Raw genomic sequence first — 16,762 nt, forward strand, 5'->3', positions numbered from 1 at the left:
AACTTTCCCCTTTACTCAGCAGCTTCAAAGTTGATGTCGCTGCCTTCGGCCAGACGAACGTAGGCTTTTTTCCAATCGTTGCGCACGCCCATGCCGTAGCGGGTGCGCTTGGTTTTGCCTTTAACGTTCACGGTGCGGACCTGCTCAACAGACACGTTGAACAGCTTCTCTACCGCAGCCTTGATCTCGGCTTTGGAAGCATCGGTGGTCACTTTGAACACTACCTGATTGGCGACATCCGCCAGTACAGCAGCCTTCTCGGAAATTACCGGGCCCAGCAGGACTTTGTAAATTCGCTCTTGGTTCATCCCAGCACCTCATCAATTTTCTTCAGTGCAGAAACGGTAACCACGACCTTGTCAAAGCGAATCAGGCTTACCGGATCGATAGCCTGGACATCGCGAACATCGATCTTGTGCAGATTGCGCGCCGCCAGGTAAAGATTTTCATTTACCTCTTCGGTCACGATCAACGCTTCAGACAGATCGAACTGTGCCAGCTTGGTTACCAGCTGCTTGGTCTTCGGCGCTTCCACGTCGAAGGACTCAACTACAACCAGACGCTCCTGACGAGCCAGCTCGGAGAGAATGCAGCGCAGTGCAGCGCGGTACATTTTCTTGTTCAGCTTGACGCTGTGATCACGCGGCTCAGCGGCGAAGGTTACGCCACCGGAGCGCCACAGCGGGCTGCGAATAGTACCGGCACGCGCACGGCCAGTACCTTTTTGGCGCCACGGCTTTTTGCCGCCGCCGGAAACCGCAGCGCGGTTTTTCTGAGCCTTGGTACCCTGACGAGCGCCAGCCATATAGGCGACGACTGCCTGGTGCACCAGGTCCTGGTTGAACTCACGACCGAAAGCCACTTCAGAGACTGCAACAGTGCCTTTAGCGCCTTCGGGAGTTGCGATATTCAGTTCCATATCTATTTCCCCTCAGACTTAGGCTTTAACGGCCGGACGAACGATTACGTTGCCACCGGGCGCGCCAGGAACGGCACCTTTAACCAGCAGCAGATTACGTTCGGCGTCCACACGAACCACTTCCAGATTTTGCGTGGTAACACGCTCGGCACCCATGTGACCGGCCATCTTCTTGCCTTTCCACACACGACCAGGAGTCTGGCACTGACCGATAGAACCGGGCGCGCGGTGAGACAGGGAGTTACCGTGGGTAGCATCTTGCATGCTGAAGTTCCAGCGCTTGATACCGCCCTGGAAACCTTTACCTTTGGAAGTGCCGGTTACATCAATCTTCTGGCCAGCTTCAAAGCCTGCAACAGTGATTTCAGAACCGATTTCGAAGGACTCTTCAGAACCGTCAGTACGCAGTTCAAAAAGAGCAGAGCCAGCCTCAGTGTTGGCTTTGGCGAAGTGGCCCGCTTGGGGCTTGGAGACACGGGAAGCCTTACGAGCACCCACAGTAACCTGTACCGCGGAGTAACCGTCAGTTTCCTGAGTTTTCACCTGAGTGACGCGATTCGGAGCTACCTCGATAACAGTTACCGGGATAGAAGCGCCATCTTCGGTGAAGATGCGAGTCATGCCGCTTTTGCGGCCGACAATACCTATAGTCATCTTTTCAACCTCTCAGTGCACGGGGCTTTAACCCACTGCGGCCGCCCAATTTCAGAGCGTTACACTACCCAGACCTTTTTCGCCTGGGATTCGGTAGTTAATTGAAGTGTTAGCCGAGACTAATCTGAACCTCAACACCGGCTGCCAGATCGAGCTTCATCAGCGCGTCGACAGTTTTCTCGGTAGGCTCAACAATGTCCAGCAAACGCTTGTGAGTACGGATCTCGTACTGGTCGCGCGCGTCTTTATTAACGTGCGGAGAAATCAGTACGGTGTACTTCTCTTTACGAGTCGGCAGCGGAATCGGACCGCGTACTTGAGCGCCGGTGCGCTTGGCCGTCTCTACAATCTCCTGGGTAGACGTGTCGATCAGCTTGTGATCGAACGCCTTCAGGCGAATTCGAATGCGTTGACCCTGCATGGAATCAAACTCCAGTAAACAAATCTAAAGAACGTCCTCTTACGCAGCCCCGAGGGCGGGCGAAAAGGAGCGCGAAGTCTACGGGCAGACCGAAACACTGTCAAGGCAGACTGGTAATTATTTAACCAATGCGCGCTGACAGGCGACCCACGCGGGCACCACCGGCATCCTGACCCACCATCCAGCCCGACAAACAGACCAGACATGACGCCTCAGTCAGCCAGAGCGCCAGCCCAAAAACAAAAAGAGCCGCGACAGTGACTGCCGCGGCTCCTCAGTATCAGGCAGAAACCCGATAGGTAATCAGCGAGTAGCGATTACTCGATGATTTTGGCTACAACGCCAGCACCAACGGTACGGCCACCTTCGCGAATCGCGAAGCGCAGGCCTTCTTCCATGGCGATCGGGCAGATCAGAGTCACAGACATCTGAATGTTGTCACCCGGCATTACCATTTCAGTGCCTTCCGGCAGCTCAACCGCACCAGTTACGTCGGTAGTACGGAAGTAGAACTGAGGACGGTAGCCTTTGAAGAACGGGGTGTGACGACCACCTTCGTCCTTGGACAGGATGTAAACCTCACCTTCGAACTTGGTGTGCGGGGTGATGGAACCTGGCTTCGCCAGAACCTGACCACGCTCAACTTCGTCACGCTTGGTGCCACGCAGCAGGGCGCCAATGTTCTCACCAGCACGACCTTCGTCGAGCAGCTTGCGGAACATTTCAACACCAGTACAGGTGGTAGAAGTGGTTTCTTTGATACCAACGATCTGGATTTCGTCACCAGTGTTGATGATGCCACGCTCTACACGACCGGTTACTACGGTACCGCGACCAGAGATGGAGAATACGTCTTCGATCGGCATCAGGAACGGCTGATCTACAGCGCGCTCTGGCTCCGGGATGTACTCGTCCAGGGTCTCTACCAGCTTCTTAACAGCACTGGTGCCCAGCTCGTTGTCGTCTTCGCCGTTCAGGGCCATCAAGGCAGAACCAGCGATGATCGGCGTGTCGTCACCCGGGAATTCGTATTGATCCAGCAGCTCGCGCAGCTCCATCTCTACCAGTTCCAGCATCTCGGAGTATTCTTCAGAGCCTACGCCGCCGCAGTCTTCTGCCAGCAGGTCCGCTTTGTTCAGGAATACAACGATGAACGGTACACCTACCTGACGGGACAGCAGGATGTGCTCGCGGGTCTGCGGCATAGGGCCGTCAGTCGCGCCACATACCAGGATTGCGCCGTCCATCTGAGCAGCACCGGTGATCATGTTTTTAACGTAGTCGGCGTGGCCCGGGCAGTCTACGTGCGCGTAGTGGCGGGTCGGGGACTCGTATTCAACGTGAGAGGTGGCGATGGTGATACCGCGCTCACGCTCTTCCGGTGCGTTATCGATACCGTCGAAGGCAACGGCTGCGCCGCCCCATACTTCGGCACATACGCGGGTCAGCGCTGCGGTCAGGGTGGTTTTACCGTGGTCAACGTGACCGATGGTGCCCACGTTTACGTGGGGCTTGGAACGTTCAAACTTTTCTTTTCCCATTTTCAGGATCCTCTAACTAAATAGTTGTAAAGGGACTAAAGCTTAAGCTTTGTTCTTGGCGATAATTTCGTCAGCGACGTTTTTCGGCGCTTCGGAGTACTTCAGGAACTCCATGGTGTAGGTCGCACGGCCCTGGGTAGCAGAGCGCAGGTCAGTGGCGTAACCGAACATTTCGGCCAGCGGCACTTCCGCATTCACAACCTTGCCAGAAGAGCTGTCTTCCATGCCCTGGATCAGGCCGCGACGACGGTTGAGGTCGCCCACAACGTCACCCATGTTCTCTTCGGGAGTAACTACTTCCACTTTCATCATTGGCTCGAGCAGTACCGCACCACCGACCTGAGCCAGCTTTTTGGTTGCCATGGAACCAGCGATCTTGAACGCCATTTCGTTGGAGTCCACATCGTGGAAGGAACCGTCGTACAGGGTAGCTTTCAGGCCCAGCAGCGGGTAGCCAGCCAGAACACCGTTCTGCATCTGCTCTTCGATACCCTTCTGTACCGCCGGGATGTATTCCTTCGGTACTACACCACCAACGATGGCGTTTTCCCACTCGAGACCTTCCTGCGACTCATCTTCCGCCGGCTCGAACTTGATCCACACGTGACCGTACTGACCGCGACCACCGGACTGACGAACGAACTTGCCTTCGATCTCAGAGGTGTTACGGATGGTTTCACGGTAGGCAACCTGCGGCTTACCAATGTTCGCCTCTACATTGAACTCGCGACGCATACGGTCAACGATGATGTCCAGGTGCAGCTCGCCCATACCAGAAATGATCGTCTGGCCAGTCTCTTCGTCGGTTTTCACACGGAAAGACGGGTCTTCCTGGGCCAGCTTGCCCAGTGCGATGCCCATTTTTTCCTGGTCCGGCTTGGACTTCGGCTCTACCGCCACAGAAATTACCGGCTCCGGGAATTCCATACGCTCGAGAACGATTTTGGCATCTTCAGCACACAGGGTGTCACCAGTGGTCACATCCTTCAGGCCGATGGCAGCGGCGATATCGCCCGCCAGCACTTCTTTGATCTCTTTACGCTCGTTAGAGTGCATCTGCACCATACGGCCGACACGCTCTTTCTTCTCTTTCACAGAGTTGAATACCGCGGTGCCGCTTTCCAGCTTACCGGAGTACACACGGAAGAAGGTCAGAGTACCAACGAAGGGGTCGGTCGCGATCTTGAACGCCAGCGCAGAGAAAGGTGCGTTGTCGTCGGCTTCACGAGTTTCAACAGTTTCTGCTTTATCCAGCAGAGTACCTTCGATGGCCTTAACTTCGGTCGGTGCCGGCAGGTATTCAATAACCGCGTCCAGCATGGCCTGAACACCCTTGTTCTTGAACGCAGAGCCGCCCAGAACAGGAACGATTTCGTTCGCCAGGGTTAATTGACGGATAGCGGCCTTGATTTCTTCCTCAGACAGCTCACCTTCTTCAAGGTATTTTTCCATCAGCTCTTCGCTGGCTTCCGCTGCTGCTTCCACCAGGAACTCGCGCATTTCGTCGCACTCGTCCTGCATGTCAGCCGGGATATCCCCGTAGTCGAAAGTCATACCCATGTCGTCTTCGTTCCACAGGATGGCCTTCATCTTGACCAGGTCGACAACACCTTTGAACTCGTCTTCGGAGCCAATGGTCATCTGCAGTGGAACGGCATTCGCGTTCAGACGGGTTTTCAGCTGGCCCACAACCTTGCGGAAGTCAGCGCCGGCACGGTCCATCTTGTTGACGAAGACCATACGCGGGACTTCGTACTTGTTGGCTTGACGCCACACGGTCTCGGTCTGCGGCTGAACGCCGGAGGAGCCGCACAGTACAACAACCGCGCCATCGAGAACACGCAGGGAACGCTCTACTTCAATGGTGAAGTCAACGTGCCCAGGGGTGTCGATGATGTTTACACGGTGCTGCGGGAACTGCTGCTGCATGCCAGCCCAGAAACAGGTGGTTGCTGCAGAAGTAATGGTGATACCACGCTCCTGCTCCTGCTCCATCCAGTCCATGGTGGCTGCGCCTTCGTGCACTTCACCAATTTTGTGGGACAGACCGGTGTAGAACAGTACACGTTCGGTGGTAGTGGTTTTACCGGCGTCTACGTGGGCGCAGATGCCGATATTGCGATAGCGTTCGATAGGCGTTTTACGTGCCACAGTTGTATCCTCGATATACGGCAAAAGGCAGCGCGGCTCTGTGTGGAAAACAGGTCCTTGCTGCCTTTCGATTTTAATTTCCGATGTGGGTATTCATCAGAGTCAGAAGCTTCACTATCTTAGAAACGATAGTGAGAGAACGCCTTGTTGGCTTCCGCCATACGGTGCACGTCTTCACGCTTCTTGACCGCGCCGCCCTTGTTCTGGGAAGCATCGATCATTTCGTTGGCCAGGCGCTGGGCCATAGATTTCTCGCCGCGCTTACGGGAGAAATCTACCAGCCAGCGCATTGCCAGCGCGGTGCGACGCGAAGGACGCACTTCTACCGGTACCTGGTAAGTAGCACCACCAACACGGCGGGATTTTACTTCCACCATCGGAGCGATGTTTTCCAGGGACTCTTCGAAAATCTCAATCGGATCTTTGTTCAGCTTTTCTGAAACCAGATCCAGTGCACCGTAAACGATGCTCTCTGCCACGGACTTCTTACCAGAGATCATGACATGGTTCATGAACTTGGCCAGAGTCACGTTCCCGAACTTGGGATCGGGCAGCACTTCGCGCTTGGCGACTACACGTCTTCTTGGCATGGGATTGCCTCTCTTCAGGGTTACTCTGAGATGCCGCCGTACTAACTAAAAATAGTAACTACAAATCGGCGAGCTCAGCCTTACTCCGGTTATTCGTTAAACCGAAACGCAATGTTGTCTTGGGGCAATTAAGCCTTAGGACGCTTGGCACCGTACTTGGAACGGCCCTGCTTGCGATCGTTTACGCCGGCACAGTCAAGTGCACCGCGTACAGTGTGATAGCGCACACCCGGCAGGTCTTTTACACGACCGCCGCGAATCAGCACCACACTGTGCTCCTGCAGGTTGTGACCTTCACCACCGATGTACGAAGTCACTTCGTAACCGTTGGTCAGGCGCACACGGCAAACTTTACGCAGTGCGGAGTTCGGCTTCTTCGGTGTAGTGGTATACACACGAGTACAAACTCCACGGCGCTGCGGGCTGGCTTGCAGTGCAGGAACGTCGCTTTTTTCGACTTTGCGTTTTCTCGGCTTACGAACCAACTGGTTGATCGTTGCCATTAAAAATCACTCCAAAAATAAAACGCCCCCACCTTTACAGCAGCGGGGGCCTATCGTCAGTGCGCGATATACACGGTTCGCCCTGAGACCAACCGGCAATCACACCCCATTAGCGGGGGCCGCATTCTATAAGCGCGGCCACCGCGAGTCAATCGCCAGGCGAAGTAATCACTCACAACGCCCGACAACCGCAATCCGGAACTGACCGGCAAACCCATCGCATGATGAACTTGCCAGTCAGACTACTCCGTTCTGTGGACCTCAATCCCCGGAAGATTTCAGGGCTTCGGTCAGTGCAGCTTCCACCTCTTCTGCGGAAGGACCTTCGGCATAACCCTGGGTCAGCGGCAGGCTGCGTTTGCGCTTGCGCTCGGCGTGGTAGGCAAGGCCGGTACCGGCCGGGATCAGACGACCCACCACCACGTTTTCCTTCAGGCCGCGCAGGTTGTCGCCTTTGCCAGTGACAGCCGCTTCGGTCAGTACGCGGGTGGTCTCCTGGAAGGAGGCCGCGGACAGGAAGGACTCGGTCGCCAGAGAGGCTTTGGTGATACCCAACAGCAGGCGCTCGAACTGGGCCGGCTGCTTGCCTTCGGCACGCAGTCGCTCGTTCTCTTCCACCACGCGCTGGTATTCCACCTGGTCGCCCTTGATGAACTCGGAGTCGCCCATCTCGAGGATTTCAACTTTACGCAGCATCTGACGCACGATGGTCTCGATGTGCTTATCGTTGATGCCTACACCCTGGAGGCGGTAAACCTCCTGGATCTCGTTGGTGATGTAGCGCGCCAGTTCTTCCACGCCTTTCAGGCGCAGAATGTCGTGCGGGTTGGACGGGCCGTCAGAAATAACCTCGCCCTTCTCTACGGTCTCACCCTCGAACACGGTCAGCTGGCGGTGCTTCGGAATCAGTACTTCGTAGTGATCCTTGCCATTGGCCAACGGCTTGCCGTCTTTCGGGGTGATCTGCAGGCGCACCTTGCCCTTGGTTTCCTTACCGAAGGAAACGGTACCGGAGATTTCCGCCAGAATGGACGGCTCTTTCGGTTTACGCGCTTCAAACAGGTCGGCAACCCGCGGCAGACCACCGGTGATGTCCTTGGTACCGCCGGACTCTTGCGGGATACGTGCAACGATGTCGCCCACGTTTACCTTGTCGCTGTCCTTCAGGCTCAGGATCGCGCGTGGCGGCAGTGCGTAGTGCGCCGGAGCGTTGGAGTTCGCTAGGGTCAGCTCTTCACCATTTTCGTCAACCAGGGTCACCGCCGGGCGCAGATCTTTACCTGCCGCCGGACGCTCTGCCGGGTCGATCACCTCAAGTGAGGACAGGCCGGTGATTTCATCGGTCTGCTTGCGGATAGACAGGCCATCCTCCATACCGGACAGTTTTACCCAACCGGCAACCTCGGTGATGATCGGGTGGGTGTGCGGATCCCACTTGGCTACGATCTGACCGCCGTCGATGGTCGAACCTTCGTCCACGCTGATCACGGCGCCGTAAGGCAGCTTGTAGCGCTCGCGCTCGCGACCGGCCGGGTCGGCTACGGCCAGCTCACCGGAACGGGACACCGCTACCAGCTTGCCGCCTTCGGTTCTTACTGTTTTCAGGTTGTGCAGACGTACGGTACCTGGCTGCTTGACCTGAATGCTGTCTGCAGCAGAAGCACGGCTTGCCGCACCACCGATGTGGAAGGTACGCATGGTCAGCTGGGTACCCGGCTCACCAATGGACTGGGCCGCCACAACACCCACGGACTCACCCGGGTTGGCGCGGTGGCCACGGGCCAGGTCACGACCGTAACACTGGGCACAGATGCCGTGGGCAGTCTCACAGGAGATCGCGGAACGCACCATCACCTCATCGATACCCATACCTTCGATACGCTCAACCCAGGCTTCGTCGATCATGGTACCGGCAGGTACTGCAATCTCATCACTGCCCGGCTTGATCACGTCCCGCGCCACTACGCGACCGAGAATACGGTCACCCAGGGACTCGATCACGTCACCGCCTTCAATCACCGGCGCCATCGTCAGGCCGTCGTCGGTGCCACAGTCGATCTCGGTGATCACCACGTCCTGAGCCACGTCTACCAGACGGCGAGTCAGGTAACCGGAGTTCGCGGTTTTCAGTGCGGTATCCGCCAGACCCTTACGAGCACCGTGGGTCGAGATGAAGTACTGCAGTACGCTCAGACCTTCACGGAAGTTCGCAGTAATGGCGTTCTCGATAATGGAGCCGTCCGGACGCGCCATCAGACCACGCATACCGGCCAGCTGACGAATCTGCGCTTCAGAACCACGAGCGCCGGAGTCGGCGTACATGTAAACCGAGTTGAAGGAGTCCTGCTTGGTCTCCTTGCCTTCGCGATCAATCACCGGCTCTTTTTTGATACCGGCCATCATCGCCTGGGTCACCTTGTCGTTGGTACGAGACCAGACGTCGATGACCTTGTTGTATTTCTCACCCGCGGTAACCAGACCAGAAGCGAACTGGGTTTCGATCTCTTTCACTTCCTCTTCCGCGGAAGCAATCAGCTCGGCCTTGGCCGCCGGGATCTCGAAATCGTTCACACCAATGGAAGAGCCAGATTTGGTGGAGAAGTCGAAACCGGTGTACATCAGCTGGTCAGCAAAGATGACGGTGGCCTTCAGGCCCACCTTGCGGTAACACTCGTTCAGAACGCGGGAAATCGCCTTCTTCTTCATCGGCTGGTCGACGTACTCGAAGGGCAGGCCATCGGGCACGATGTTCCACAGCAGCGCACGGCCGACCGTGGTGTCGTAGATGGTCCGGGTAACCTGCTTCTCGCCGTCTTCACCAATGGAGACTTCGTCGATACGCACCTTGATCTTCGCCTGCAGACCAACCTGCTTGGCGTAGAAGGCACGACTCACTTCCTTGATATCGGAGAAGAACATGCCTTCGCCTTTATCGTTGACGCGTTCACGGGTCATCCAGTACAGACCCAGTACCACGTCCTGGGACGGTACGATGATCGGCTCACCATTGGCCGGCGACAGGATGTTGTTGGTAGACATCATCAGCGCGCGGGATTCCATCTGCGCCTCGATGGTCAGCGGTACGTGTACCGCCATCTGGTCACCGTCGAAGTCGGCGTTGTACGCCGCACACACCAGCGGGTGGAGCTGGATCGCTTTACCTTCAATCAGTACCGGTTCGAACGCCTGGATACCCAGACGGTGAAGAGTCGGTGCACGGTTCAGCAGTACCGGGTGCTCGCGGATCACTTCGTCGAGAATGTCCCATACCACCGCCTCTTCACGCTCAACCATTTTCTTGGCGGCTTTGATAGTGGTGGCCAGGCCGCGCGCTTCCAGCTTGCCGAAAATGAACGGCTTGAACAGCTCGAGGGCCATTTTCTTGGGCAGACCGCACTGGTGCAGACGCAGGGTCGGACCAACCACGATCACGGAACGTCCAGAATAGTCGACACGCTTACCCAGCAGGTTCTGACGGAAACGACCCTGCTTACCCTTGATCATGTCAGCCAGGGATTTCAGCGGGCGCTTGTTGGAACCGGTGATGGCACGGCCGCGACGGCCGTTGTCCAGCAGTGCGTCCACAGACTCCTGCAGCATGCGCTTTTCGTTGCGCACAATGATGTCCGGCGCGTTCAGCTCAAGCAGGCGCTTCAGACGGTTGTTACGGTTGATCACCCGGCGGTACAGGTCGTTCAGGTCCGAGGTCGCGAAGCGGCCACCGTCCAGGGGTACCAGCGGACGCAGATCCGGCGGCAGTACAGGCAGAGCCTGCATGATCATCCACTCCGGCTTGTTACCGGATTTGTAGAAAGCTTCCAGCAGTTTGAGACGCTTGGACAGCTTCTTGATCTTGGTCTCGGAATTGGTCGCCGGGATCTCTTCGCGCAGGCGCTGGATCTCGGAGGGCAGCTCGATGTCGTTCATCAGCTCCTGAATGGCTTCCGCACCCATCTTGGCTTCGAACTCGTCGGCGAACTCTTCCATCGCTTCAAAGTACTGCTCGTCATTCAGCAGCTGGCCGCGCTCCAGGGTGGTCATACCCGGATCGGTTACCACGTAAGATTCGAAGTACAGCACGCGCTCGATATCACGCAGGGTCATATCCAGCAGCAGACCGATGCGGGACGGCAGGGATTTCAGGAACCAGATATGCGCGACCGGGCTGGCCAGCTCGATGTGGCCCATGCGCTCACGACGCACCTTGGCTTTGGTTACTTCTACACCGCACTTCTCACAGATGATGCCGCGGTGCTTCATGCGCTTGTACTTGCCGCACAGGCACTCGTAGTCTTTTACCGGGCCAAAAATCTTGGCACAGAACAGACCTTCACGCTCCGGCTTGAAGGTACGGTAGTTGATGGTCTCGGGCTTTTTCACTTCGCCGTAAGACCAGGAACGGATCATCTCTGGCGACGCCAGACCGATACGAATCGCGTCAAATTCTTCAAGCTGATCCTGGGCTTTCACCAGGTTTAACAAATCTTTCAAGGCCTTTCCTCCACTAGGGGGTAGTCAACCCGGCCAACTGCTTCTGGGGCCGGGAGTGCCGGTGGTCTCTTGCTGACCACCGGCCTCTGTCTACTAAATCCGATTGATACCAGTCTTATTCGTTTTCCAGCTCGAAGTTCATACCCAGCGAGCGGATTTCCTTGACCAGTACGTTGAAGGATTCGGGCATGCCCGGCTCCATGCGGTGGTCGCCATCCACGATGTTTTTATACATCTTGGTACGACCTTCAACGTCATCGGATTTGACCGTGAGCATTTCCTGCAGGGTGTAAGCGGCACCGTATGCTTCCAGTGCCCACACCTCCATCTCACCGAAGCGCTGGCCACCGAACTGCGCCTTACCACCCAGCGGCTGCTGGGTAACCAGGCTGTAGGAACCGGTAGAACGCGCGTGCATTTTGTCGTCTACCAAGTGGTTCAGTTTCAGCATGTACATGTAGCCCACGGTTACCGGGCGCTCGAAAGAGTCACCGGTGCGACCGTCGTACAGAGTGATCTGACCGGAGTCCGGGATGTCCGCAAGGCGCAGCAGCGTCTTGATTTCAGGCTCCGCAGCACCGTCGAATACGGGCGTTGCCATGGGCACACCGCGGCGCAGGTTTTCGGACATTGCGAGCACTTCCTGGTCGGAGAGCTCATTCAAATCTTCAAAGCGACCACCGGTGGAGTTATAGACCTCTTCCAGGAACCCGCGGATTTTCGCCGCTTCCTGTTTCTCCTTGACCATGCGATCAATCTTCACGCCCAAGCCTTTGGCCGCCATACCCAGGTGCATTTCCAGAACCTGACCGACGTTCATCCGCGACGGTACACCCAGTGGGTTCAGAACCACATCAACTGGATCGCCGTTTTCATCGTACGGCATATCTTCCACAGGCTTGATCACGGAGATCACACCTTTGTTACCGTGACGACCGGCCATCTTGTCACCGGGCTGGATGCGACGCTTGATCGCCAGGTAAACCTTGACGATTTTCAGCACGCCCGGCGCCAGGTCGTCGCCAGACTCCAGTTTCTTCTTCTTGTCTTCAAACTGCTCGTCGAGCAGATTGCGGCGCTCTTTCAGCTGGGCTTCGGCTTTTTCCAACTGCTCATTCAGGCTCTCTTCCGCCATGCGCAGTTTGAACCAGTCTTCGCGAGGCAGGCTGGCGAGGACTTCGGCATTCAGCACATCGCCTTTCTTGACGCCTTTACCACCGGCGACCTTCTGGCCATCCAGTGCAGCCGCCAGACGCTCAAAGGTGGCGCCTTCAACGATGCGGTACTCTTCGTTCAGGTCCTTGCGCACCTCGTCCAGCTGCGACTTCTCGATCGCCAGGGAGCGCTGGTCTTTCTGCAGACCGTCGCGAGTGAACACCTGCACGTCGATCACGGTGCCGCGAGTGCCGGACGGCGCACGCAGGGAAGTGTCCTTAACGTCGGACGCCTTCTCACCGAAGATCGCACGCAGCAGTTTTTCTTCCGGTGTCAGCTGGGCTTCGCCTTTCGGAGTTACCTTACCGACCAGAATGTCGCCTGCACCCACTTCTGCACCGATATACACGATGCCGGACTCGTCCAGCTTGTTCAGCGCAGACTCGCCAACGTTGGGGATATCCGCGGTGATTTCCTCACTGCCCAGCTTGGTATCACGGGCAATACAGGTCAGCTCCTGAATGTGGATGGTGGTGAAGCGATCTTCCTGTACCACGCGCTCGGATACGAGGATGGAGTCCTCGAAGTTGTAACCATTCCAGGGCATGAACGCGATGCGCATGTTCTGGCCCAGGGCCAGCTCACCCAGGTCGACGGACGGGCCGTCAGCGAGGATGTCACCGCGGGCAACGACGTCGCCGGTCTTCACGATCGGGCGCTGGTTTATACAGGTGTTCTGGTTGGAGCGGGTGTATTTGGTGAGACCGTACAGATCCACACCAGCATCGCCGGCTTCCACTTCTTCGTCGCGAACACGCACAACCACACGGCTCGCGTCGACACGCTCGATCACACCGCCGCGCTTGGCCACGATACATACACCGGAGTCGCGTGCTACGGTGCGCTCCATGCCGGTACCGACCAGCGGCTTCTCAGCACGCAGAGTCGGGACCGCCTGACGCTGCATGTTCGATCCCATCAATGCGCGGTTGGCGTCATCGTGTTCCAGGAACGGAATCATTGCCGCAGCAACGGACACTACCTGACGGGCGGACACGTCCATGTACTGGATTTCGTCCGGGGTCTTCAGGGTGAATTCGTACTGGTAACGCACGCTCACCAGATCATCGGTAAAGCGGCCATTCTCATCCACTGCAGCGGACGCCTGTGCGACGACAAAGTTGGCTTCGTTGATCGCGGACAGGTATTCGATTTCGTCGGTCAGCTGACCATCCACTACCTTGCGGTACGGGCTTTCGAGGAAACCGTAGTGGTTGGCACGGGCATAGGTGGCCAGGGAGTTGATCAGACCGATGTTCGGGCCTTCCGGCGTTTCAATCGGACATACGCGGCCGTAGTGGGTCGGATGCACATCTCGCACCTCAAAGCCCGCACGCTCACGGGTCAGACCGCCCGGGCCAAGTGCCGATACACGACGCTTGTGGGTTACTTCCGACAGCGGGTTGTTCTGGTCCATGAACTGGGACAGCTGAGAAGAGCCAAAGAACTCTTTCACCGCCGCCGCAACCGGCTTGGCATTGATCAGATCCTGCGGCATCAGGCCTTCAGACTCCGCCATGGACAGACGCTCTTTCACCGCGCGCTCTACGCGCACCAGACCGACACGGAACTGGTTTTCAGCCATCTCGCCCACGGAGCGCACACGACGGTTACCCAGGTGATCGATATCATCGACCATGCCGCGACCGTTGCGAATCTCGATCAGGGTTTTCAGAACATCGACGATGTCGTCTTTGCTCAGGGTGCCCTGACCGGTTTCATCTTCGCGGCTCAGGCGACGGTTGAACTTCATACGACCAACCGCGGACAGGTCGTAGCGCTCGTCGGAGAAGAACAGGTTTTCGAACAGAGATTCCGCAGACTCTTTGGTGGGCGGCTCCCCCGGACGCATCATGCGGTAGATCTCGACCAGCGCTTCCAGCTGGGTGCGGGAAGGGTCTGCACGCAGGGTATCGGAGATGAACGGACCGCAGTCCAGGTCATTGGTATAAAGGGTCTCAACGGTTTTAACGTTCAGCAGGCGCAGCTTGGCAACCACCTCATCGGTGATTTCGGTATTACACTCAACCGCCACTTCACCGGTGGAATCGTCGATGATGTCGTGTGCCAGGACGCGGCCGTTAAGGTAAGTCAGCGGCGCTTCCAGGTTTTCCACGCCGGCTTTTTCCAGCTGGCGGATGTGGCGCGGAGTAATACGACGACCTTCTTCGACAATGACTTTACCCTTGCCGTCCTTGATGTCGAACGAAGCAACATCACCACGCAGGCGCGACGGGATCAGTTCAAGACTGACGGTGTCGTCTTCCAGGGTGAACTTGCTGGTTTCAAAAAACATTTCCAGCATTTCCTGGGAGGCATAACCCAGGGCGCGCAGCAGAATAGTCGCCGGCAGTTTACGGCGACGGTCGATACGTACGTATACGAGGTCTTTCGGGTCGAACTCGAAGTCGAGCCAGGAGCCACGGTAAGGAATCACCCGCGCGGCGTACAACAGCTTACCGGAGGAGTGAGTCTTGCCTTTATCGTGATCGAAGAATACACCCGGGGAGCGGTGCAACTGGGAAACGATCACGCGCTCGGTACCGTTGATTACAAAGGTACCGTTTTCAGTCATGAGCGGAATTTCGCCCATGTACACTTCCTGCTCCTTGATGTCCTTGATGGACTTATTCGCAGATTCTTTATCGTAAATAATCAGGCGGACACGCACTCGCAGCGGGCAGGCGTAGGTGACGCCGCGCAGGGTACATTCCTTGACATCGAAGGCAGGTTTGCCGAGGGTGTAGCTCACGTACTCCAGAGCAGCGTTGCCAGAATAACTGACAATCGGAAATACAGACTTGAACGCCGCCTGCAGGCCGATATCCAGGCGCTCATCCGGGCGCGTGTCGGCCTGAGTAAATTTGCGATACGAGTCCAGCTGTATCGCAAGCAGGAAAGGCACGTCCATGACCTTAGGCAGTTTGCCAAAATCCTTGCGGATACGTTTTTTCTCAGTGTATGAGTAAGCCATTCATATTCCCCAGCTTGATCGGTGACAAGACTTCATCGGTACTGCGGTCAGATTTCTGACGATACGCAGCCCATCCGGGCGAGAAGTCTCTGCACATTGCGCTACGCTTAAAACAGGTGGTTAAAAACTGCACCGCCCTGTGCGCAAACCTCTCGACTTTTTTTGCCGCTTAGCGGCTTCAGGACACTTCCCGTGGCGGGAAAAGCCCTATGCCGCAAACGGCAAAAAGGCCGGCGGACACATGTCCACCAGCCTTTCCGCCAACCCCCGGAACATCAGTGGTTGGCGGTTATAGGTAAAACCGAATTACTTCAGTTCTACGGTAGCGCCAGCTTCTTCCAGAAGCTTCTTCGCTTCTTCGGCTTCGTCCTTGCTCACGCCTTCTTTCAGCGGGCTCGGAGCGCCGTCTACCAGACCTTTGGCTTCTTTCAGGCCAAGACCGGTGATGCCGCGAACAGCTTTGATCACGTTTACTTTCTTGTCGCCAGCAGAAGCCAGAATTACGTCGAATTCGTCTTTCTCTTCTGCAGCAGCTTCGCCACCAGCCGGGCCAGCAACAACAGCAGCAGCTGCGGTTACGCCGAACTTCTCTTCCATAGCTTCGATCAGCTCAACAACGTCCTTAACAGACATTTCGGCGATCGCATTGATGATATCTTCTTTAGTCAGAGACATGAGTTAGTACCTGATTTCTCGTGAGCAGCAATCTGCTCGTAAATTCATTAAAAAAAGAGTTATTTGAAAACTGCCATTCCCCATGGGGAATGCGTTACGCAGCTTCCTGCTCTTTTTGGTCGCGAACGGCCGCAATAGTGCGAACCAGTTTGCCAGCAGAGGCTTCTTTCATGCAGCTCATCAGCTTCGCGATTGCTTCATCGTAAGTCGGCAGGCTTGCCAACAGAGCGATGTCAGTCGCTACGCCTTCAAAGGCGGCACCTTTCAGTTCCAGCTTGTCATTGCCCTTGGCGAACTCTTTCAGGATGCGCGCGCCGGCACCCGGGTGTTCGTTGGAAAAAGCAATGATGCTGGGACCGACGAAGTTCTCAATGAGACATTCGAATTCGGTACCGGCCAGAGCGCGACGCGCCAGAGTATTGCGGACGACTTTCAACCAAACGCCGTTCTCGCGAGCCTCTTTGCGCAAGGCAGTCATGTCATTTACGGTTACGCCACGGGAATCCGCAACAACCGCAGACAGAGCACCTTCAGCAGCCTGCTGGACATCCGCGACAATCGCTTTCTTGTCTACGAGTCCAATAGCCATAGTGTCACTCCTGGATTTGAAAAAAGGTCGGGACATCAA

At 56.5% G+C, this 16,762-nt stretch carries 12 protein-coding genes; all 12 read right to left on the reverse strand.

Annotated elements, in window-relative coordinates:
- Positions 1-11: 11 nt before the first annotated feature.
- The 12 genes from rplW to rplJ all read right to left on the reverse strand — a co-directional run bounded on the left by rplW (position 12) and on the right by rplJ (position 16,723).
- On the reverse strand, positions 12-308 hold the full coding sequence (rplW, locus tag Q1A74_RS12375) for a 50S ribosomal protein L23 (protein WP_299596338.1): 297 nt from the start codon (positions 306-308) through the stop codon (positions 12-14).
- Entirely contained in the window at positions 305-919 is a 615-nt protein-coding gene (gene rplD / locus Q1A74_RS12380) for a 50S ribosomal protein L4 (protein WP_299596341.1), read from the reverse strand. The genes rplW and rplD overlap by 4 nt, the downstream gene beginning before the upstream one ends.
- Positions 920-937: 18 nt before the next feature.
- Entirely contained in the window at positions 938-1,573 is a 636-nt protein-coding gene (gene rplC, locus Q1A74_RS12385; protein ID WP_299596344.1) for a 50S ribosomal protein L3, read from the reverse strand.
- A gap of 109 nt (positions 1,574-1,682) precedes the next feature.
- Positions 1,683-1,994: a 30S ribosomal protein S10 gene (gene rpsJ / locus Q1A74_RS12390; RefSeq protein ID WP_066967210.1), complete on the reverse strand. Its 312-nt coding sequence runs from the start codon at positions 1,992-1,994 to the stop codon at positions 1,683-1,685.
- A gap of 317 nt (positions 1,995-2,311) precedes the next feature.
- On the reverse strand, positions 2,312-3,535 hold the full coding sequence (gene tuf / locus Q1A74_RS12395; RefSeq protein WP_299596351.1) for an elongation factor Tu: 1,224 nt from the start codon (positions 3,533-3,535) through the stop codon (positions 2,312-2,314).
- Positions 3,536-3,577: 42 nt separating this feature from the next.
- A complete protein-coding gene (fusA, locus tag Q1A74_RS12400) occupies positions 3,578-5,686 on the reverse strand; it encodes an elongation factor G (protein WP_299596354.1) in 2,109 nt (702 codons plus the stop codon).
- 119 nt (positions 5,687-5,805) lie between these two features.
- Positions 5,806-6,276 carry a 30S ribosomal protein S7 gene (gene rpsG, locus Q1A74_RS12405; protein WP_161859426.1) on the reverse strand — a complete coding sequence of 157 codons (471 nt, stop codon included), beginning with the start codon at positions 6,274-6,276 and terminating at the stop codon, positions 5,806-5,808.
- Positions 6,277-6,404: 128 nt separating this feature from the next.
- The gene (gene rpsL / locus Q1A74_RS12410; RefSeq protein WP_066967222.1) at positions 6,405-6,779 is read right to left on the reverse strand and encodes a 30S ribosomal protein S12; all 375 of its coding nucleotides are present in this window, start codon (positions 6,777-6,779) and stop codon (positions 6,405-6,407) included.
- A 261-nt stretch (positions 6,780-7,040) separates the two neighbouring features.
- A complete protein-coding gene (gene rpoC / locus Q1A74_RS12415) occupies positions 7,041-11,270 on the reverse strand; it encodes a DNA-directed RNA polymerase subunit beta' (RefSeq protein ID WP_299596371.1) in 4,230 nt (1,409 codons plus the stop codon).
- A gap of 115 nt (positions 11,271-11,385) precedes the next feature.
- Positions 11,386-15,459: a DNA-directed RNA polymerase subunit beta gene (gene rpoB / locus Q1A74_RS12420; RefSeq protein ID WP_299596374.1), complete on the reverse strand. Its 4,074-nt coding sequence runs from the start codon at positions 15,457-15,459 to the stop codon at positions 11,386-11,388.
- 306 nt (positions 15,460-15,765) lie between these two features.
- The gene (gene rplL / locus Q1A74_RS12425) at positions 15,766-16,134 is read right to left on the reverse strand and encodes a 50S ribosomal protein L7/L12 (protein ID WP_299596377.1); all 369 of its coding nucleotides are present in this window, start codon (positions 16,132-16,134) and stop codon (positions 15,766-15,768) included.
- Between the two features lie 94 nt (positions 16,135-16,228).
- On the reverse strand, positions 16,229-16,723 hold the full coding sequence (rplJ, locus tag Q1A74_RS12430; RefSeq protein ID WP_299596380.1) for a 50S ribosomal protein L10: 495 nt from the start codon (positions 16,721-16,723) through the stop codon (positions 16,229-16,231).
- Positions 16,724-16,762 lie beyond the last annotated feature (39 nt).

Source organism: uncultured Microbulbifer sp., assembly GCF_947504145.1.
Lineage (GTDB): Bacteria > Pseudomonadota > Gammaproteobacteria > Pseudomonadales > Cellvibrionaceae > Microbulbifer.